We start from the raw sequence: 19,330 nt of genomic DNA on the forward strand, positions 1-19,330 counted from the left end.
ACACCGTTTTCGCGAGCAGGCTCGCTCCCACATAAAGCGCTCCAGCAGCGCCTGACAGAATTTTGAGGTTTTTGAAATGAATGTTTTGATCATTGGCAGCGGTGGCCGCGAACACGCCCTGGCCTGGAAAGTGGCTCAGGATCCGCGCGTGCAGAAAGTTTTCGTCGCCCCGGGCAACGCCGGTACCGCGATTGAAGCCAAGTGCGAAAACGTCGCCATCGACGTGCTGGCCCTCGAGCAACTGGCCGACTTCGCCGAGAAGAACGTCTCCCTGACCATCGTCGGCCCGGAAGTACCGCTGGTTGCCGGCGTCGTCGACCTGTTCCGCTCCCGTGGCCTGGACTGCTTCGGTCCGACCGCCGGTGCTGCGCAGCTGGAAGGCTCTAAAGCCTTCACCAAGGACTTCCTGGCACGTCACAAGATCCCGACTGCCGACTACCAGAACTTCACCGAGATCGAGCCGGCCCTGGCTTATCTGCGTGAAAAAGGCGCGCCGATCGTGATCAAGGCCGACGGCCTGGCCGCCGGCAAAGGCGTGATCGTCGCCATGACCCTGGCCGAAGCCGAAGACGCCGTGCGCGACATGCTCGCCGGCAACGCCTTCGGCGACGCCGGTTCCCGCGTCGTGATCGAAGAGTTCCTCGACGGCGAAGAAGCCAGCTTTATCGTCATGGTCGACGGCAAGAACGTCCTGCCGATGGCCACCAGCCAGGACCACAAACGCGTCGGCGACGGCGACAGCGGCCCGAACACCGGCGGCATGGGTGCCTACTCCCCTGCCCCGGTGGTCACCGCCGACGTGCACCAGCGCGTGATGGACCAGGTGATCTGGCCGACCGTGCGCGGCATGGCCGAGGAAGGCAACGTCTACACCGGTTTCCTGTACGCCGGTCTGATGATCGACAAGGCCGGCAATCCGAAGGTCATCGAGTTCAACTGCCGTTTCGGCGATCCGGAAACCCAACCGGTAATGCTGCGCCTGCAGTCGAGCCTCGTACTGCTGGTTGAAGCGGCACTGGCCCAGGCCCTGGATAAAGTCGAAGCGCAGTGGGATCCACGTCCGAGCGTCGGCATCGTGCTGGCGGCCGGCGGTTACCCGGGCGACTACGCCAAGGGCGCGCCGATCAATGGTCTGGACGCAGCCGCCGCACTGGAAGGCAAGGTCTTCCACGCCGGCACCGCGCTCAAGGACGGCAACGTCGTGACGGCCGGTGGTCGGGTGCTCTGTGCCACCGCCATGGGCGCCAGTGTTGGCGCCGCCCAGGAGCAGGCCTACAAACTGGCCAAGGCCATCGACTGGGAAGGCTGCTTCTACCGCACCGACATCGGCTACCGTGCCATTGCCCGTGAACGCGGCGAATCTCAGTAATAAGCTACGCTGTGTTTCCGGCAAGGGCCCTTGGTCCTTGCCGGACTGTTCCGACGCTGCGCATCGTTATATTCTGGCATCAACCTTCGAAGGGATTTCGCCGTGCGCTGGCTCAGGATTGCCATAGGTTTCACCGTCACACTGTTGACCTTGCTCTGCATGCTCCCGGCCCAGGCCGCGCAAGGCAGTGGCTGGTCGGTATTGCTCGACGATCAGGGCAACCTCCAGCTGAGCGACATCCGCTCCGCCCGCTACACCAATCAATTCAGCCCCATCGAGCTTGACCGCCTCACCGCGGCCGAACCCGACGGCGCGTTGTGGCTGCGCTTCAGACTGGCCCCCGGCAAGCACGAACAAGTGCTGCGCATCTTCGCCCCCGACCTGTCGCACCTCAATCTGTACGTGCTCGACGGCGACCGGCTGATCGAACAGCGGGAAACCGGCACCACGCAGGCTCAGGTCGAACGGCCGCTGCCCAGCAGCGACTTCCTGTTGCCGTTGCCGCAAAGTGACAAGTCCCTCGACGTCTATCTGCGACTGGTCTCCGACCACCAGTTACGCCCGTACATCACCCTGCAATCGGCGGTGATGGGCGCGGCCAACCATAACCAGACGCTGATCTACGGTTTGCTGTTCGGCTGCCTCGCCATGTTGATCCTGCACAACCTGATCCGCTACGCCTACACCCGTTCGCGCAGCAGCCTGTGGCTGGCGGTGTGTGAAGGCCTGCTGAGCCTGAGCCTGTTGCTGTTGCTCAACCTCGCCGGCCCCTGGCTGCCAAACTGGCATGCGATCCAGACTCCCGGCGCCTACCTGGCCCTGCTGCTGACCGCCCCGGCCGGCCTGATGTTCGCCTACCGCTTCTTCGCCCCGCTCGGCCCGCACCCGCTGAACAAACTGCTGCTGGGCGACATTCTGTTCATCGTGATCTGCAGCCTGCTGTTGTTGTTCGTCAACACCCTGCCGCTGAACATCATCACCTACGCGCTGGTGGCGCTGGCCGGGCTGAGCATGTTGCTGGTGGCGTTCTATCACTGGCAGAAAGGTTACCGCCCTGCCCGCTTGTTCGTTGCCGCCATGGTGGTGTTCAACATCGGCACGCTGATCATCCTCCCGGCCTTGCTGGGACTGACCCTGGTGGCGCCACAAGGCCTGATCATGACCCTGATGGGTTTCATCTGCATCAGTGGCCTGCTGATGAGCATTGCCCTCGGCGAGCGCCAGCGCAGCATCACCGAAAGCCGCTTCAGCATCAGCCGCGACCTCGCCGCGAGCAACGCCGAGATCAATGCCAAGGCCGAGTTCCTGGCCAAGATCAGCCACGAGATCCGCACCCCGATGAACGGTGTGCTGGGCATGACCGAACTGCTGCTCGGCACGCCACTGTCGGTGAAACAGCGCGATTACGTGCAGACCATCCACAGTGCCGGCAACGAGCTGCTGACCCTGATCAACGAGATCCTCGACATCTCCCGCCTCGAATCCGGGCAGATCGAACTGGACGACGTGCAGTTCGACCTCAATGCGTTGATCGACGACTGCCTGAGCATCTACCGCGCCAAGGCCGAGCAGCAGAACGTCGAGCTCATCAGTTTCATCCAGCCGCAAGTGCCACGGGTCATCAGCGGTGACCCGACGCGTCTGCGCCAGACGCTGCTGAGCCTGCTGGAAAACGCCCTGAAGAAAACCGAAGAAGGCGAAGTGCTGGTGGTGGTCGCCCTCGATGAGCGCAGCAGTAAACCGCGGCTGCGCATTGCCGTGCAGGACAGCGGCCAGCCGATGGACCAGGAAGAACGCGATGCGCTGATGCATGCCGAACTGCACAGCAAGCACTTCCTGTCGGCCAACCGGTTGGGCGGCAATCTCGGGCTGGTAATCGCACGGCAACTGATTCGTCTGATGCAGGGCGAGTTCGGCATCAAGAGCGGTGCCACACAGGGCAGCACGCTGTGGCTGACCCTGCCGCTGGATCCCGACCGCCTGGAGCACCCGACCTCCGATCTCGACAGTCCGCTGCAGGGCGCGCGGGTGCTGGTGGTCGACGACAACGACACTTGCCGCAAGGTGCTGGTGCAACAGTGCAGCGCCTGGGGCCTGAACGTCAGTGCAGTACCGTCAGGCAAGGAAGCGCTGGCCCTGCTGCGCACCAAGGCACACCTGCGCGACTATTTCGACGTGGTCCTGCTGGACCAGAACATGCCTGGCATGACCGGCATGCAACTGGCGGCCAAGATCAAGGAAGACCCGAGCCTGAACCACGATATCCTGCTGATCATGCTCACCGGCATCAGCAATGCGCCGAGCAAGATCATCGCGCGCAATTCGGGGATCAAACGCATTTTGGCCAAACCGGTGGCCGGCTACACCCTCAAGACCACGCTGGCCGACGAGCTGAACCAGCGCAACCGCGGTCAGGCGGTATTCCAGCCACAACCGAGCGGCCCGGCCACGGCCGTCAAGGTCCCGAGCGATTTCCGCATTCTGGTCGCCGAAGACAACACGATTTCCACCAAAGTGATCCGCGGCATGCTCGGCAAACTCAACCTGCAACCGGACACCGCCAGTAATGGCGAAGAAGCCTTGCAGGCGATGAAAGCCCAGCGCTACGACCTGGTGCTGATGGATTGCGAGATGCCGATCCTCGACGGGTTCTCCGCCACCCAGCAACTGCGGGCCTGGGAAGTCGGCAACCAGCGCATCCGCACGCCGATCGTGGCGCTGACTGCGCACATCCTCGCCGAACACAAGGAACGCGCGCGTCAGGCCGGCATGGACGGGCACATGGCCAAACCAGTGGAACTGTCGCAACTGCGTGAGTTGATCGAGCACTGGGTGGCCCAGCGTGATCAGCAAAACCGTATAGCTTCGACATCTTGAGCAGAGGCGCGACTAAATTCGCGGTAAACCTCTGCTCAAGATAAGCCAGGTAACCTGACTACTGAATGTGGCGTTAACCCAAGGCTGCCGTTGAAGCAGGATCAATTTCCGTATCCAGTTGCACGACGTTGCCGTTGACCTTATCCCTGACTTTCGCAGCAATTGCATCTCGCACTGGCTGGTAGAGCGTTTCTGACAGACTCGCCTGTGCAGTACGGATGCAAACAGGCCCCTGGACTTCTTCGGTCTGAAAACGCGCCCATGGCGTGAAGCTGGTTTCCTGGTTAGTTTTGAACTCAAGATAGACACTGTCGAAAGTCGTTGGAGTGGGCGCCAGAATTACCAGCATGTGTACATCTTTGAGTAACCGAGGCGTCAGGGGGGGCTCAGTTTCCGAGGGTTCTTCCATGTGTTTGTGCATGACCGCCATGGCCGGCTCGGTGCGCGTGACACCTGCTGCGTGCGCCAATGCCTCAGCGAACATTTGCCCCTTTTCCAACTTCACAACGGCTTCCAGACTTGCAAGCCATTGAAGTGGCGTTTGGGTGATGCCGGCATTCACCTGCACGACTCGGCGCGCCCGCGAACTCCTGAGCCAAAAATCGTCCAGAACACTGACATACGCGTCATACCAGCCCTGCCCGGGATTCTTCTCGACTTTTTTGCTCGCCACCAGTTGCGCAAGCAATATCGAAGATACCAAATCGTCATAGGCCTGCACTTTGTGCTGCCTTGAAACAATCAATAGAGCCGAGCCAACTGCCAATAAAAAAAAGTTATCCTTCACAGCCATCTCCATTATAAAAAGAGGGGCACTATCCAGCGCCCCTCCTGAATCAATCAGATTTCGTACTCATCGATTTTTTCAACAGCGCGAGAGCCGAGTTTGTTTTTAATCGACTCACGCGTGGCGTCAGCGACCAAGGAGTTCCTGGCAAATACAGTCTCGCCGCGATACAAGTTCACATTACGAATATCAACATCGACAAACAGAACCTTGGTCGAAGTATTCTTGCGCTTGAAGCGCACCGCCCCCACCGCCATGATCGCTTCACCGGCAACTTCAGTGCATGCAGCGGCCGCCATGCCGCCAACACCGTTGTCCAGCAGATTTCGCTCATAGAGTGTCAATGCTGTATCACGCTTCTGAAGCGCCGCAACCGCATCGCCTGCGACCTTGAGCATCAATGCACTGGAAGTTCCCGGCAATGCAATGCCGGCGATAACCGAGCCGAGAATTTCCAGCACCAGCTTGTCCATACGGACTGTGTTACCTGCGACGTGCAAGTTGTTGTAGTACTTGGAAACAGGTGTCCAGCCGGAGTCGGTCATCACCTGACGAAACAGTTGGTACCACTCCTTCCCCTGATCTTCTTCGGGAAACTTTTTGTTAGCCACTAACGTCGCGAAGAGAAAGGCGTTTTGCGCATCCGACTTGTTATTGCCAGTGAGCTCACCGGTAAATGCCAGAACCCCCTCACCTACAATCGCCGCCTTGGACGGTTCTTCGACGGCCATTCCAGACATAGCGAAACTGCGAGATCGAATGTAAGTCAAATCATCCAGTTCATACTCATTGATATTTTCAACACAGGTAGCAATGTAACGATCAACAATAACTTGGCTATTCATTATAATAAATCCATAACTTGATTAATAACAAACCCCTCATGAGTTCGCAAAACAACAATAACCAAGCCAGCAAACAACTACAAACAAGAACATGTAACACCATATCAAACCAACGACAACCTCCCGCCACCCAACCGCATTCTTTCAATAAGAAAACTTCAACCAAAACATTTTTCAGACACTGTGCACAGAGAGTTCTTCAACTGATAGACTCAGACGCGACTCTCCTGTAGCGGGATATAAAGATGCTCCACGTGTTGTTCAGTGTTTACCTAAAGATGCTGGTGCTCTACAGCCCGTTCTTCGTATTGTCCTGCTTCATCAGCCTGACCCGGGGTTATTCGCGCAAGGAACAACGGCGCCTGGCCTGGAAAGTGGCGATCGCCACCCTGGTATCGAGCGTATTGCTGTATCTGTTCGGGCGGGTGATCTTCGACGTGTTCGGCATCACCGTGGATGCCTTCCGCATCGGGGCCGGCAGCGTACTGTTCATTTCGGCGCTGGGCATGGCCCAGGGCAAGTCGGCGGTTCAAGCCGACAACGTGCAGCAGGATGTGACCATCGTCCCGTTGACCATCCCGCTGACTGTCGGCCCCGGCACCATCGGTGCGCTGCTGGTGATGGGCGTCAGCCAGCCGCACTGGGATGACAAGCTGATCGCGATCATGAGCATCGCCCTGGCCAGTTTTACCGTCGGCGTGGTGTTGTATCTGTCGAATCGGATCGAGCGGATTCTTGGCGATCAGGGGTTGCAGATCGTCAGCCGACTCATGGGATTGTTTGTCTGTGCACTGGCTGCGCAGATCATCTTTACCGGGGTGAAGGGGTATCTTGGCTGACTCGCCCCCCATGAAATGAAAAAGCGGCTCCGAAGAGCCGCTTTTTTATGTCTCAGGTATTGGGTTTCTCGCCATACCAGCGTGGTGTGTACACCCAGTCACCACCGGTCGCCCGTGGAAAAGTGCAGGTTGTGGAGGATCCCACCAGCACCATGGTGCGCATGTCCACCTGTTCCGGCGTCAATGCGCCGAGTGTCGTCACCCGCAGCGCCTGCCCGGGGCGACCGATATCTCGGCCGAGCACCACCGGCGTTTGCGGCGCACGGTGCTGCGCAACGATTTCCAGCGCTCGCCCCAGTTGCCACGGACGAGCACGGGAGATCGGGTTGTAGAACGCCAGCGCCAGATCCGCTTCGGCAGCGAGATCCAGACGCTTCTCGATGATCGACCACGGTTTGAGGTTGTCCGACAGCGACATCACGCAGAAGTCGTGGCCCAGCGGTGCACCGGCCTGAGCGGCGGTGGCGAGCGAGGCGGAAACACCCGGCAGGATTTCCAGATCGACGCTGTGCCACGCCGGATCCGTCGACTCGTGCAACGCTTCGAGCACTGCCGCCGCCATGGCGAATACACCCGGATCGCCCGACGAAACCACAATCACCGAACGGCCCTGAGCGGCCAGCCTGAAAGCGTGACGGGCACGCTGCATTTCTTCGCGGTTGTCGGTGCAATGCTGCACCTGATCGTCGCGGAACGGGCCGGCCATGCGCACGTAGGTTTCGTAACCCAGCACGTCGGTGGCACGGGCCAGCTCGGCTTTCACCGCTGGCACCATCAACTCGGCCGCGCCCGGGCCAAGACCGATGACGGCCAGGCGGCCGCGCGGACGACCGACCTGCGAAACATCCAACGGCTGTTCGGCTACGGCGATGGCAAGGTCGTGTGATGTTGTGATGATTCGAGCGCCGGGGACTGCATCGCGGGCCAGTTCAACGATGTCACTCGCCGGCGCAGCAAAGCGTAACGGCACAGCCAGTTCAAGCGCTGCTTCACGCAATGCCGGGCTGGCCATCTGAACATCAGCCGCCACCAGGCAGGCAAGCGATTGAATCGCCACACCGGCCTGCTGCAACGCATCGCGAATGGTGCCCGGCAGGTCGGCTACATCGACACCGACCGACACCGCCACACTGCGTGGATAAATCAGCAACTCACTGTTGCTCGCCGCGCGGGCATCGCTGCCCACATGAATCGAGCGCTGCGCCTTTGGATCTTCCGGCAATTGCGCCTGCTCAAGCCACGGCGCAGCGCCGTCGATGCGCACGCTGTGGCCCGCGAGCAGATCGGAGACAAAGCGCTTGCCCTGCTCCAGATCGCCGAGGGCATAACCGCCGGGCGGGTTGAGCAGGCAAGTGCCGAAACGCAACTCGCCGCTGGTGGTGATCGCCGCTGCGACTTCAAGCGCAGACGCGATCTCGCGGGCCATGACATTCACCCCGCCGAGGCCACCGAGCAGCGGCACCACGGCGCTTCCGTCTTCAGCCACGGCGAGTACCGGCGGCTCAACGCCTTTTTCCAGCAGCAGCGGCGCCAGGGTGCGAATGACAATGCCGGCTGCGCATAGGGCAATGATCGGCGTGTCCTGTTGATACAGATCGCGCAGGGTCGCGCCGAACTCGCTGTACGTCAGATCAGCGCCTTCGACGCGCCCTTCTAGTCCGTGAATCTGCGCGGCCGGATAGACCTGCTGAAGGCGACGGGCCGTGGCCAGCGCGCCCTGGCCGAGAATGACGATGGCCGGTGTGGAATGGGTCATCAGCCTTGCCACCGTTCGCCGGGAACAATGATCAGCGAGAAGTACGGCGACGACATCGGCTCGACCTCATCCAGCGGCACGATCTTCTGGTTGGCCATGGTCGCGCGCTCGACGTACAGCGCACGCTCGGCCAGGCCCAGCTCTGCCAACACGTCGCGCACTTTCGGGAAGTTGCGCCCCAGCTTCATGATCACCGCCGCGTCGGCATCGGCCAGACGGCGCTTGAGCTCGTCATGAGGCAGCACGCCGGACAGCACCGACAGGCTCTGATTTCGATACACCAGCGGCGCGCCCAGTACCGACGCGCCGCCGAGCATCGAGCAGACGCCCGGCACCACTTCGGCTTCGTAACGGCTGGCGAGGCGATCGTGCAGGTACATGTAGGAGCCGTAGAAGAACGGATCACCTTCGCAGATCACCGCCACGTCGCGACCGGCATCCAGATGCGCGGCCACTTCCTCTGCCGCGTCATCGTAGAAATCGCTGATCACCTGCTCGTAGGACAGCGGCGCCGGCAGCACTTCGGTGGTCACCGGGTACACCAGTGGCAGCAGATTCTGTGCGTCCTGCAGGTGTGCTTCGATGATGCCGAACGCGTTGCCCTTCTTGCCCTTGGCCACGAAGTAGGCCACCACCGGGGATTCGCGCAGCAGGCGCAGGGCCTTGACGGTAATCAGTTCCGGATCACCGGGGCCGACGCCCAGGCCGATCAAACGTCCTTTGGCCTGCATCATTCGATCTCCGTGGCGAGGGCATTGACCGCAGCGGCGGCCATGGCACTGCCGCCGAGGCGGCCCTGCATGATCACGAACGGCACGCCACGGCTGTTGGCGGCCAGCTCGGCCTTGGATTCGGCAGCGCCGACGAAGCCCACCGGGAAGCCGAGGATCAGCGCCGGTTTCGGGGCGCCGGCGTCGAGCATTTCCAGCAGATAGAACAGCGCAGTCGGCGCGTTGCCGATCACCACCACGCTGCCTTCCAGATGCGGACGCCACAGTTCCAGTGCCGCTGCCGAGCGAGTGTTGCCCAGCTCGCGCGCCAGCTCCGGCACGCTGTCATCGCGCAGGGTGCAGATCACTTCGTTGTTGGCCGGCAGGCGCGCACGGGTCACGCCCTCGGAAACCATCCGCGCATCGCACAGAATCGGCGCGCCGGCGGCCAGCGCATCGCGCCCGGCCTTGCCGGCGCCCTCGGAGAATTGCAGCCCGTCGATGGCCTCGACCATGCCGCAGGCGTGGATCACCCGCACGGCGAGTTTTTCCAGGTCGGCCGGGATGCGAGCCAGGTTGGCCTCGCTGCGAATGATCGCGAAGGAGTTGCGATAGATCTCCTGACCGTCGCGGATGTAATCAAGCATCAAGGGGGCTCCGTGAGCGGGCGGCGAGCAGGGTCGCGGCCGCTTCGATAGTAAGGTTGTGAGCGTGCAGCGCGCCGAAACCGGGCTGTGCTGCATCGCGGAAATAGAGATCGTAGTGACCGGGAGCGACCGCCAGCAAAGTCACTGCAGCCCGGTGTGCGGCGGCGCAGGAACGCGAGCAGCCGGACAGGTGCACATCCACGGCGTGTGGCAACAGCGTAGCCAGAAGGCGGGCATCGTATTTGGTATCGGCCAGGCCTTTACCGCAGCCATTGGAGCCGGTGCAGGCGATCAGGTGTGACAGCGGATCTTCGGTCTGGGTCAGCAGGTTCAGCTTGCCCAGAGCATCGAGCAATCGAACCGCATCCGCTTCCCGTACATTGGGCAGCAACAGGCTCTGCCATGGGGTGAATCGCAGGCTGCCGTCGCCAAAGGTTCTGGTCAGTTGCGCAGCGCCACGCAGCATGTCGGGATCGAGACGACCGAGCGCCGGTGCGGCACCGACATACACCTGACCGGGCGATTGCTGGGAATGGATGCCGAGATGCAAACCTTCTGGTCCGGCTTCGCGCTGCCAGTCAGCGGCGGCTTTCAGATTGATCCGCTGACCGAGTTTTTCCAGGAACACCGGCGCCGGGCATTCATCCAGCAGATGGCGCATTCGCGTCTGCTCCGGCCGGGCCAGTTCGAGGAACAGTTCCAGCACCGCCACCACCAGCGCATGTCCGTCCGCAAGCGCCACGGCAGCCAGCGGTCGGTCCGTCGGACAACCCGCCAGGCCGAACGCCAGCAGCGTGTCGCCGCAATCATCGAATGCCGACAGCCACAGATCGTGGGGATGTTCGAGCATCGCCAGCGCCTCGCCGCCATCCAGTTGCACGGCGAATTTGGCGCTCAGCTCGTGGAAGCGCGGATGGCTTTGCAGGGTTTCGAGGATCTGACCGGCCAATGGGCGGGCATCGAAACGCATCTGCTGATCGATACCGGCAGCCGGGCTGAGCATCAGGTTGCGCACATCGTCGCCGGCAGTGCTGCGCGGCCCCAGACCGGCGGCCAGCAGGCTTTCAATCAGCGCTGCGGAATGCTCACCGATTCCACGAATCTGCAGATTGGCGCGGTTAGTCGCCTCGATCACGCCCCCGGCATATCGATCGGCCGCATCCGCCACTGCGTCGGCCTGATCAGCGGTAATCGTCCCGCCATCAAGCTTGATCCGACAGATCCCGCCATCCAGTGCCTGGACAATACGCAACAACCCCGGACAAGCCGAGGGGCGCAAGACGGATGAATTCGGCTGTTCGTTCAAGGTGTGACCGGTTGGCTGGACGCACGGGGCGGGCGAAAGGTCGCCATTATGCCTGCTTTGCCCGAGATCATGAAAAGCCTCCCGGTCGGAATCAGCAATTGGATTACTGAAGTTCGGGCCGCAGCGGGCCAGAACCGTTCAGATCGGATATTGCTCGATTTTTGTGGATTGCTTTCTGAGTGCGGCTTCAACACTGGGCCGGCGCGCTTCAATGACTCGCGGGCTGATGACGACTCGTCGCGCCCGGATGTCCAGCTGGGTCATGGATTGTGAAATGTTCCAGAACAGATACTGGGAATTAAGACTCGACTTGATGAATCGGACATGGGTAATGACCATTTCCATTTCGCCGTTAACGTTGTAGCTGACGGGCACTATTTTGAGATCGAAGACCTTGTCACTGACACCTTTGATTTTTTGCAACAGGTCGACTTGTTTTTCCAGACTGACGAGCCCGGCTTCGACACCTGCAACTTGCTCTGCGGGGAGAATACCGTTTGCCAGGTTCGACCAGGCCTGTTGAACACTTCCCGAAAAGTTCGACTTGACGTATTCAACACCAGGCTGATCACGATTCCAGCCGTGCGACCACAAAACATCGGCGTAATAGTCAATCCAGCGTCCCGGCTTGGTATCGCTGTTATAAATTTTGTCTGCCTGCTCCAGCGCCAACAGGTTACAACTCAATGCAAATTGGTAATCCTCGGCACGCAGCCCTTCTATTCCCGTCAGCAGAATATTACCGAACAGTGTGGCCTGATGTTTTGAATCTGTTAATACTTTCATACCTTCCATTCCCTTATGCGCAATTCGCGCTTACTCCATCGATTGATTTAGCAATACAACAATTTACAACCACACTAACAAAACTTATTTTTAATAAAACACCGATTCAACAACATTAAATTTCCAAATCCCGAAAGAGGCTTGCGACAATCGAACCGCGTCAGCTTATTGAAGCCGCGGTATCATGCCGTCCGTGTAGAGCGTGAACATTCGGATAAGGAACGGCATGACACCCTGGCTGACAGTTGTAGGAATCGGTGAAGACGGCTTCAAGGGCCTGGGCAAGAATGCCCGGCGCGCCCTGATGGACGCCTCGCGGATTGTCGGTGGCCAACGCCAGCTGGATCTGTTGCCAGTGTGCATCCGTGGCGAGCGCCAGTTGTGGCCGAGCCCGTTTTCGCTGGCCCCGGTTCTTGAGCGTCGCGGTGAAGCCGTGTGCGTGCTGGCCAGCGGTGATCCGATGTTCTATGGCGTCGGCGCGAGCCTGGCGCGTCAGGTTCCGGACGCCGAGATGCTGGTTCTGCCAGCGCCGTCTTCGTGCTCGCTGGCAGCAGCCCGACTGGGCTGGCCGCTGCAGGATGTCAGCGTGCTTTCGCTGGTGGCTCGCCCGCTTGCGGCCCTCAACGCGCAACTGTTTAGCGGCGTGCGCCTGTTGCTGCTGAGCAATGACGGTCAAAGCCCGGCGGCAGTTACGGCATTGCTGCGTGAGCGCGGGTTCGGCGCCAGTCGCCTGAGTGTTCTGGAACACCTGGGCGGCAGCGCCGAGCGCCGGATCAATGGCACCGCCAACGACTGGAACGATCCGCTCATTGCCGACCTCAACGTGATCGCCATCGAATGTCTGGGCGATCCAGATACACCACGCCTTTCCCGACTCGCCGGCCTGCCGGACTCGGCCTTCCGGCACGACGGGCAACTGACCAAACGCGACGTGCGCGCCATCACCCTCGCCCGCCTCGCCCCGACACCGGGCGAATTGCTGTGGGACGTCGGTGCCGGCAGCGGCTCGATCGGCATCGAATGGATGCGCGCTCACCCGAGTTGCCGTGCCCTCGCCATCGAGGCCGACGACGGCCGGCAGCAATTGATCGAACACAACCGCGATGCGCTGGGTGTTCCAGGCCTGCAACTGATTCGCGGCAGTGCCCCGCAGGCCCTCGCCGGGCTGGAACGTCCGGACGCGATTTTCATCGGCGGCGGCGTGACCCGCGAAGGCGTGCTGGAAACCTGCTGGGAACAACTCAAACCCGGTGGCCGACTGGTCGCCAACGCCGTGACCCTGCAAAGCGAAATGACCTTGATGAGCTGGCGCGAACGCCACGGCGGCGAACTGACCCGCATCCACATTGCTCAGGCGCAGCCGCTGGGCGAGTTCGACACCTGGCGCCAGGCGCTGCCGATCACCCTGCTCGATCTGGTCAAACCCCTCGATGCGTGACGAAACCGCCGAACAACCTGCGCCCCTGCGCAGCGGCCTGACCACCGGTAGTTGCGCTACGGCCACCAGCCTCGCCGCTGCTCGTCTGCTGCTCGGCGCAGTGGTAGCGGACGCCGTACAGATCGTGTTGCCCAAGGGCAAACAGGTGCAGATGCGCCTGGAGTTCTGTCGACTGACTGATGACGGCGCTGAAGCCGGGACGATCAAAGATGCGGGCGATGATCCGGACGTGACGCACGGCGCCCTGCTCTACTCCAGCGTGCAGCTGATCGACGAGCCGGGAATCCGTTTCATTGCCGGCAAAGGCGTCGGCACCGTCACCCGCCCGGGGCTGGTGCTGGCCGTCGGCGAACCCGCGATCAACCCGGTACCACGCAAGATGATCAGCGATCACCTGACCCTGCTCGCCGAAGAAACCGGCTATCGCGGCGGCTTCGAAGTAACGGTCAACGTCGAGGGCGGCGAAGCCCTGGCACTGAAAACCATGAACCCGCGCCTGGGCATTCTCGGTGGCCTGTCGATCCTCGGCACCAGCGGCATCGTCCGGCCGTTTTCCTGCGCGGCGTACATCGCCTCGATCCATCAAGGCATCGACGTGGCGAAAACCAACGGCTACCTGCACATCGCCGCCTGCACCGGCAACGCCAGCGAGGACACCATGCGCCGGGTCTACAACCTGCCGGAAATCGCCCTGATCGAAATGGGCGACTTTGTCGGCGCCGTGCTCAAACACCTGCGCAAAGTGCCTGTGGAAAAGCTCAGCCTTTGCGGCGGCTTCGGCAAGATCAGCAAACTGGCGGCCGGGCATATGGATTTGCACTCGCGCCATTCGAGCATCGACCTGCCGCAACTGGCCGAATGGGCGGCGGCGATCGGCGCCGACGACGCCTTGCAGCAAGCCATTCGTGGGGCGAACACCAGTCAGCAGGCACTGGCGATGGCCAGTGCGGCGGGTGTTGCCCTGGGTAATGAAGTTTGCCGTCATGCCCTGGAATTCGCCCGCAGCGTGGTGCCGGCGCAGGTGCAGGTCGAGGTGTTTGCGATTGATCGTCAGGGTGGCATCGTCGGCCATGCGGGGGCTTTTGCATGAAACGGATTCTGTTGCTGGGCGGCGTGACTGAAGCGTTGGCCATCGCGCGCACGTTGGGGCCGGAACACATTTACAGCCTGGCCGGCGTCGGCCGGGTGCCGACCGATCTAACGTGTCAGGTGCGCGTCGGCGGTTATGGCGGTGCCGAGGGGCTGGCGCAGTTCATTCGCGATGAAGGCATCGATCTGCTGCTCGACGCGACCCATCCGTATGCCGCACAAATCAGCCACAACGCCGCCACAGCCGCGCAACTCACCGGCATCCCCTGCTGGGCCCTGCGCCGCCCGGCATGGCAACCACAGCCTGGTGATGACTGGCGCGAAGTCGCCGACTGGACGGAACTGATCACCGCCCTCGAACCCTTTCACCGCCCACTGTTCACCCTTGGCCGCGAACCGCTGCAACATCTCGACGAAATCCCCGCGCACCAGTTCTGGACCCTGCGCGCCCTCGACCTCTACCCCGGCAACGAACGCTGCGAAGTCATCGGCGCCCGAGGGCCGTTTCTGCTGGAGGATGAGCGGACACTGTTCGAACGGAGGCAGATCGACGTGCTGATCAGCAAGAACAGCGGCAACACCGCGACCGAGCCGAAGCTGGAAGTGGCGCGGGAACTTGGGGTGCCGGTGATTGTTTTGAGGCGACCGGTGTTGGCGGAGGTTGATCGGGAGTTTTCGACGGTTGCTGAAGCCATCGCTGCCCTCGTGGCCGGAGTCCGACCGTGAAAAACAAAAAGCTCAAGTCCTACTGAGTGCTAGGACACTGCCCACAAGAACTTAAAGAATCGCTGACTATCTGCACGAGCGGCCCAGGCTTACGTTTAGCGTTTCATCGAATTTGTGAGCACGTTCCAATGACCGGAAAATTCACCCGCTTCGACATCAAGGACTTTCTCCACACGCCTGCTGAACTGGTGCACTACGTCAAGGCATGTTCGGAACTGGACTCAGGCGATGGACGATTCAACCGCGTGGCGCTCCGAGACTATAAGCAGACCATCCGATTGAGAATTCAATCTGATCCGGATTTCGCACAGGCATTGCGAATCGAAGCCGCTACACTCTTTCATAACGGCGAGACGGAACTGGCAAGCATGCTACTCGCACAATTGCATGTAGCGCTGCGACACCAAACCGCACGACGCTTTTTTACTTATCGGCCCTGATCAGGCTAAATAGCCGCGCCTGATCGCCCACCCTACGGACCTGTCCCATGAACCGACACCGGCTCGCATTTGCCTGGATCGCCTGCTTTGCAGTGCTGTTCAACATGCTCGCCATGCCGTTGACGGGAGCGATGGCGCAGGCGGCGCAGACGCCGGCCGAGCAGTTGCTGTGGAGCAGTTTCTGCACTGGCAGCGGGACGAAGATGGTGGCGATCGACATCGGCGGCCTCGATCAGAAAGCGCCGCAGAGCGGTGACAATCATTCGACCATGCAGCATTGCTGGTGCTGTTCCGGATCGGCGCCGGTGGTGGCGTTGCCGGGGCATTCGCCGCAGCTGTATTTCGCCCGATACGAAAGCAATCGCAGTGTGGCGCCCGCCCTGCTGCAGACCCCGACACCGCGCCAGCAATGGCCGAGCCTCAATCCCCGCGCCTCTCCTCTGGTTTGATTTGTTCCCGCATTTGACCTGCGTTTCAAATCGTTCTGGAGAACTGCCATGTTGAACAAATTCATCGTCATCGCTGCGCTGTTGCTGCCTGCGTGCTTCGCCCATGCCCACGAATACAAGGTCGGCGAGCTGGAAATCGCCCACCCGTGGTCGCAGGAACTGCCGCCGAATGCACCGACCGTTGCCGCGTATTTCATCATTCACAACGGTGGCAAAACCGCTGACCGCCTGCTCAGTGTCGATTCGCCCATCGCCCCGACAGCGGAACTGCACGAACACGTGATGCAGGGCGATCTGATGAAGATGCAACAGGTGCCGAACGTGGCCATCCCGGCCGGTGGAAACGTGACCTTCGCGCCGATGGCCTATCACGTGATGCTGATGAATCCGACCGACCGCAGCCTGTTGGTCGACGGCAAGCGCTTCCCGCTGACGATGCATTTCGAAAAGGCCGGTAACGTAACGGTCGAAGTCGCCGTGCAGAAGAAACCACCGCAGGACATGCCGGAACACTCGCACGCCCAATAACCGTTCCGGCAGACTCCGCCCGTGCGCTCGCGCAGCGCCAGGGCATCCATGCAACGCCGTCAGACCGAACGCCTGACACGCGGCAGCTGGATCGCCCTGTTCGCCATGTTGATGATCTTCATCGGCCCGCTGATTTCTCAGTCGATGCCGATGGATCAGCACGCCTCGACATCCATGCAAATGAGCATGGACATGTCGATGGCCATGCCAGGCATGGATCATTCCGCCCATGACGCGAAACCCTTGGCCGAGCACTGTCCGCCGCAATCCTCGCACCATGTGCTGTGGGAAAAATGCGGTTATTGCAGCCTGCTGTTCAACTGCCCGGCACTGACCGGCGGCAGCAGTTTCGCCACGTTCAGCATTCCCCACGTCAACACCTTCACCCCATCCTCCCCACATCTGGGCCATGCCCGGCAGACCTTCTTCCCTGGCGCCCGCAGCCGCGCCCCGCCCGTCGCAGCGTAAACACCCACTTCTGATTGCACACGGTTGAGAAGACAGCTTCAGGCTGCCGGCCGTGTCGTTTACGACTGTTTGATGGAAATTGTCATGTCCAGGTTTTCTGCTGTCCCACGCTCGGGTTCTGCCCCGGCGTCCTTCGCCCTGAACGAATCGCGCATCCGTTTCAGGCACGCTACCGCCGTCCTTTGCGGCGTCCTGCTGTCCCCGCTGGTCCACGCAGATGAACATGCCGGCCACACTGAAGAACTGAGCCCGACGGTGATCACCGCCATCGCCCCGAGCTCGCCGCTGACCATCGTCACCAACCCGAAAGACCCGCGCCAACCGGTGCCGGCCAGCGACGGTGGCGACTATCTGAAGACCATTCCCGGTTTCGCCCTGGTGCGCAACGGCGGCACCAACGGCGATCCGGTGCTGCGCGGGATGTTCGGTTCGCGCCTGAACATCCTCACCAACGGCAGCATGATGCTCGGCGCCTGCCCCGGCCGGATGGACGCGCCGACTTCGTACATCTCGCCCGAGACCTACGACAAACTCACCGTGATCAAAGGACCGCAAACCGTGCTCTACGGACCGGGCGCATCCGCCGGCACGATCCTCTTCGACCGCGAGCCGGAAAGCTTCGGCGAACTCGGCACACGGGTGAATGCCAGCGTGCTGGCGGGTTCCAACGGGCGCTTCGACAAAGTCGTCGATGCCGCTGTCGGTGGACCATTGGGTTACGTGCGGGTGATCGGCAACACCGCACATTCCGACGACTACCGCGACGGCAACAACGACACCGTTGCCTCACGCTACGACAAGTGGAACGGCGACGTGGCGCTGGGCTGGACCCCGGACGCCGACACCTTGATCGAACTCACCGCCGGCAAGGGCGACGGCGAAGCACGCTACGCCGGACGCGGCATGGACGGCTCACAGTTCCTGCGCGAAAGCCTCGGCCTGCGTTTCGAGAAATCCAACATTACCGACGTGCTGGAGAAGCTCGAAGCGCAGGTCTACTACAACTACGCCGACCACGTGATGGACAACTACACCCTGCGCACGCCGTCCGGCACCGGGATGATGGCAGGTCCCATGGCGTCCAACGTCGACCGCCGCACCCTCGGCGCGCGGATCAAGGCTACCTGGCGCTGGGCCGATATCCAGCTGATCACCGGCCTCGATGCGCAGACCAACGAACACCGTCAGCGCAGCGGCATGGGCATCGATACCTACAAGGATCAGCCGTACACCAAGGACGCCGACTTCCATAACTACGGCGTGTTCAGCGAAATGACCTGGTACGCCGCCGACCGCGACCGGCTGATCACCGGAGCCCGGGTCGACCGCGCCTCGGCCAGGGATTTCCGGCAGACCACCGGTTCGGGAATGATGTCCCGGCCGAATCCGACCGCCGGCGATACCCGCGCCGACACCCTGCCGAGCGGTTTCGTGCGTTACGAGCATGACCTGGCCGACACCCCGACCACGCTCTACGCCGGCCTCGGCCACGCGCAACGGTTCCCGGATTACTGGGAGCTGTTTTCGCCCAAGTCCGGCCCGGCAGGTTCGGTCAACGCGTTCGATTCGATCAAACCGGAAAAGACCACCCAGCTCGACTTCGGCGTGAACTACAAGGACGCCGACCTCGAAGCCTGGGCCTCGGGCTACATCGGCGTGGTGCGCGACTACATCCTGTTCGACTACACCCCGACGATGATGGGCATGAGCACCTCCCGCGCCGAGAACATCGACGCGCGGATCATGGGCGGTGAACTCGGTGCAGCCTACAAGCTCACCGACAACTGGAAAGCCGATGCGACCCTGGCCTACGCCTGGGGCAAGAACAGCAGCGACGGCAAGGCCCTGCCGCAGATGCCGCCGCTGGATGCACGTTTCGGCCTCACCTACAGCGAAGACAACTGGAGCGCCGGAGCACTGTGGAGGGTGGTTGCCGCGCAAAACCGTATCGACCAGAACAAGGGCAACGTGGTCGGCAAGGATTACGACAAGAGTTCGGGCTTCGGCGTGTTCTCGCTCAACGGTGCCTACCGGATCAATAAGAACTGGAAGGTCAGTACCGGCGTCGACAACCTGTTCGGCAAGGCTTACGCCGAACACCTGAACCTGGCGGGCAACGCCGGTTTCGGCTATCCGGCCAACGACCCGCAAGCCATCAATGAGCCGGGGCGCACGCTCTGGACCAAGGTGGACATGAGTTTCTAAAAGCATCGCCAGCAGGCTGGCTCCCACATGGATCGAGTTGTACCTGTGGGAGCTAGCCCTGCTAG

At 61.4% G+C, this 19,330-nt stretch carries 18 protein-coding genes; 11 read left to right on the forward strand and 7 right to left on the reverse strand.

Annotated elements, in window-relative coordinates; all coding sequences use genetic code 11:
• Window positions 1-76 precede the first annotated feature (76 nt).
• On the forward strand, window positions 77-1,369 hold the full coding sequence (purD, locus tag DXT77_RS23520; RefSeq protein WP_119429388.1) for a phosphoribosylamine--glycine ligase: 1,293 nt from the start codon (window positions 77-79) through the stop codon (window positions 1,367-1,369).
• Between the two features lie 102 nt (window positions 1,370-1,471).
• Window positions 1,472-4,246, forward strand: a complete 2,775-nt coding sequence (locus DXT77_RS23525; RefSeq protein ID WP_119429389.1) for a hybrid sensor histidine kinase/response regulator — start codon at window positions 1,472-1,474, stop codon at window positions 4,244-4,246.
• A 73-nt stretch (window positions 4,247-4,319) separates the two neighbouring features.
• Here the strand turns inward: DXT77_RS23525 and DXT77_RS23530 are convergent, their stop codons facing one another.
• The gene (locus DXT77_RS23530; protein ID WP_147407023.1) at window positions 4,320-5,033 is read right to left on the reverse strand and encodes a hypothetical protein; all 714 of its coding nucleotides are present in this window, start codon (window positions 5,031-5,033) and stop codon (window positions 4,320-4,322) included.
• 53 nt (window positions 5,034-5,086) lie between these two features.
• Complete coding sequence (locus tag DXT77_RS23535; protein ID WP_119429391.1) at window positions 5,087-5,878, reverse strand: hypothetical protein; 792 nt, start codon at window positions 5,876-5,878, stop codon at window positions 5,087-5,089.
• Between the two features lie 245 nt (window positions 5,879-6,123).
• Between DXT77_RS23535 and DXT77_RS23540 the strand changes: the two genes are divergently transcribed.
• A complete protein-coding gene (locus DXT77_RS23540) occupies window positions 6,124-6,717 on the forward strand; it encodes a MarC family protein (RefSeq protein ID WP_119429392.1) in 594 nt (197 codons plus the stop codon).
• 52 nt (window positions 6,718-6,769) lie between these two features.
• On the opposite strand, the gene cobJ is transcribed toward DXT77_RS23540, so the two are convergent.
• The 5 genes from cobJ to DXT77_RS23565 all read right to left on the reverse strand — a co-directional run bounded on the left by cobJ (window position 6,770) and on the right by DXT77_RS23565 (window position 11,922).
• Window positions 6,770-8,473 carry a precorrin-3B C(17)-methyltransferase gene (cobJ, locus tag DXT77_RS23545; protein WP_119429393.1) on the reverse strand — a complete coding sequence of 568 codons (1,704 nt, stop codon included), beginning with the start codon at window positions 8,471-8,473 and terminating at the stop codon, window positions 6,770-6,772.
• Complete coding sequence (locus DXT77_RS23550; protein WP_372238685.1) at window positions 8,473-9,207, reverse strand: precorrin-2 C(20)-methyltransferase; 735 nt, start codon at window positions 9,205-9,207, stop codon at window positions 8,473-8,475. Before DXT77_RS23550 ends, cobJ begins: the two co-directional genes overlap by 1 nt.
• Entirely contained in the window at window positions 9,204-9,830 is a 627-nt protein-coding gene (locus DXT77_RS23555) for a precorrin-8X methylmutase (RefSeq protein ID WP_085609238.1), read from the reverse strand. Before DXT77_RS23555 ends, DXT77_RS23550 begins: the two co-directional genes overlap by 4 nt.
• The gene (gene cobG, locus DXT77_RS23560; protein ID WP_119429394.1) at window positions 9,823-11,136 is read right to left on the reverse strand and encodes a precorrin-3B synthase; all 1,314 of its coding nucleotides are present in this window, start codon (window positions 11,134-11,136) and stop codon (window positions 9,823-9,825) included. The genes DXT77_RS23555 and cobG overlap by 8 nt, the downstream gene beginning before the upstream one ends.
• Window positions 11,137-11,274: 138 nt before the next feature.
• Window positions 11,275-11,922 carry a hypothetical protein gene (locus DXT77_RS23565; RefSeq protein ID WP_256663023.1) on the reverse strand — a complete coding sequence of 216 codons (648 nt, stop codon included), beginning with the start codon at window positions 11,920-11,922 and terminating at the stop codon, window positions 11,275-11,277.
• A 226-nt stretch (window positions 11,923-12,148) separates the two neighbouring features.
• Here DXT77_RS23565 and cbiE point away from each other — a divergent pair, with 226 nt between their 5' ends.
• The 8 genes from cbiE (at window position 12,149) to DXT77_RS23605 (ending at window position 19,265) form a co-directional block, all read left to right on the forward strand.
• Window positions 12,149-13,360 carry a precorrin-6y C5,15-methyltransferase (decarboxylating) subunit CbiE gene (gene cbiE / locus DXT77_RS23570; RefSeq protein WP_119429396.1) on the forward strand — a complete coding sequence of 404 codons (1,212 nt, stop codon included), beginning with the start codon at window positions 12,149-12,151 and terminating at the stop codon, window positions 13,358-13,360.
• Window positions 13,353-14,450 carry a cobalt-precorrin-5B (C(1))-methyltransferase gene (locus DXT77_RS23575; protein ID WP_119429397.1) on the forward strand — a complete coding sequence of 366 codons (1,098 nt, stop codon included), beginning with the start codon at window positions 13,353-13,355 and terminating at the stop codon, window positions 14,448-14,450. Before cbiE ends, DXT77_RS23575 begins: the two co-directional genes overlap by 8 nt.
• Window positions 14,447-15,175 (forward strand): cobalt-precorrin-6A reductase, encoded by a 729-nt coding sequence (locus tag DXT77_RS23580; protein ID WP_119429398.1) that lies wholly within the window; start codon window positions 14,447-14,449, stop codon window positions 15,173-15,175. The genes DXT77_RS23575 and DXT77_RS23580 overlap by 4 nt, the downstream gene beginning before the upstream one ends.
• A 128-nt stretch (window positions 15,176-15,303) precedes the next feature.
• Window positions 15,304-15,615, forward strand: a complete 312-nt coding sequence (locus tag DXT77_RS23585) for a hypothetical protein (protein ID WP_039772019.1) — start codon at window positions 15,304-15,306, stop codon at window positions 15,613-15,615.
• 47 nt (window positions 15,616-15,662) lie between these two features.
• A complete protein-coding gene (locus DXT77_RS23590) occupies window positions 15,663-16,064 on the forward strand; it encodes a DUF2946 domain-containing protein (RefSeq protein ID WP_119429399.1) in 402 nt (133 codons plus the stop codon).
• Window positions 16,065-16,112: 48 nt separating this feature from the next.
• Entirely contained in the window at window positions 16,113-16,592 is a 480-nt protein-coding gene (locus DXT77_RS23595) for a copper chaperone PCu(A)C (RefSeq protein WP_119429400.1), read from the forward strand.
• Window positions 16,593-16,613: 21 nt separating this feature from the next.
• Window positions 16,614-17,060, forward strand: coding sequence for a DUF2946 domain-containing protein (locus tag DXT77_RS23600; protein ID WP_119429401.1), 447 nt, complete (start codon window positions 16,614-16,616; stop codon window positions 17,058-17,060).
• Window positions 17,061-17,144: 84 nt separating this feature from the next.
• Window positions 17,145-19,265, forward strand: coding sequence for a TonB-dependent copper receptor (locus tag DXT77_RS23605; protein WP_119429402.1), 2,121 nt, complete (start codon window positions 17,145-17,147; stop codon window positions 19,263-19,265).
• Window positions 19,266-19,330 lie beyond the last annotated feature (65 nt).

It is taken from the genome of Pseudomonas sp. 91RF (assembly GCF_003576265.1).
Classification (GTDB): domain Bacteria; phylum Pseudomonadota; class Gammaproteobacteria; order Pseudomonadales; family Pseudomonadaceae; genus Aquipseudomonas; species Aquipseudomonas kribbensis.

Excerpts from the sequence above, each read along its gene's own strand:
- purD (WP_119429388.1), top strand. The coding sequence starts at position 77 with ATGAATGTTTTGATCATTGGCAGCGGTGGCCGCGAACACGCCCTGGCC.
- DXT77_RS23535 (WP_119429391.1), bottom strand. The coding sequence starts at position 5,878 with ATGAATAGCCAAGTTATTGTTGATCGTTACATTGCTACCTGTGTTGAA.
- DXT77_RS23540 (WP_119429392.1), top strand. The coding sequence starts at position 6,124 with ATGCTCCACGTGTTGTTCAGTGTTTACCTAAAGATGCTGGTGCTCTAC.
- cobJ (WP_119429393.1), bottom strand. The coding sequence starts at position 8,473 with ATGACCCATTCCACACCGGCCATCGTCATTCTCGGCCAGGGCGCGCTG.
- DXT77_RS23550 (WP_372238685.1), bottom strand. The coding sequence starts at position 9,207 with ATGATGCAGGCCAAAGGACGTTTGATCGGCCTGGGCGTCGGCCCCGGT.
- DXT77_RS23555 (WP_085609238.1), bottom strand. The coding sequence starts at position 9,830 with ATGCTTGATTACATCCGCGACGGTCAGGAGATCTATCGCAACTCCTTC.
- DXT77_RS23565 (WP_256663023.1), bottom strand. The coding sequence starts at position 11,922 with ATGAAAGTATTAACAGATTCAAAACATCAGGCCACACTGTTCGGTAAT.
- cbiE (WP_119429396.1), top strand. The coding sequence starts at position 12,149 with ATGACACCCTGGCTGACAGTTGTAGGAATCGGTGAAGACGGCTTCAAG.
- DXT77_RS23575 (WP_119429397.1), top strand. The coding sequence starts at position 13,353 with ATGCGTGACGAAACCGCCGAACAACCTGCGCCCCTGCGCAGCGGCCTG.
- DXT77_RS23580 (WP_119429398.1), top strand. The coding sequence starts at position 14,447 with ATGAAACGGATTCTGTTGCTGGGCGGCGTGACTGAAGCGTTGGCCATC.
- DXT77_RS23585 (WP_039772019.1), top strand. The coding sequence starts at position 15,304 with ATGACCGGAAAATTCACCCGCTTCGACATCAAGGACTTTCTCCACACG.
- DXT77_RS23590 (WP_119429399.1), top strand. The coding sequence starts at position 15,663 with ATGAACCGACACCGGCTCGCATTTGCCTGGATCGCCTGCTTTGCAGTG.
- DXT77_RS23595 (WP_119429400.1), top strand. The coding sequence starts at position 16,113 with ATGTTGAACAAATTCATCGTCATCGCTGCGCTGTTGCTGCCTGCGTGC.
- DXT77_RS23605 (WP_119429402.1), top strand. The coding sequence starts at position 17,145 with ATGTCCAGGTTTTCTGCTGTCCCACGCTCGGGTTCTGCCCCGGCGTCC.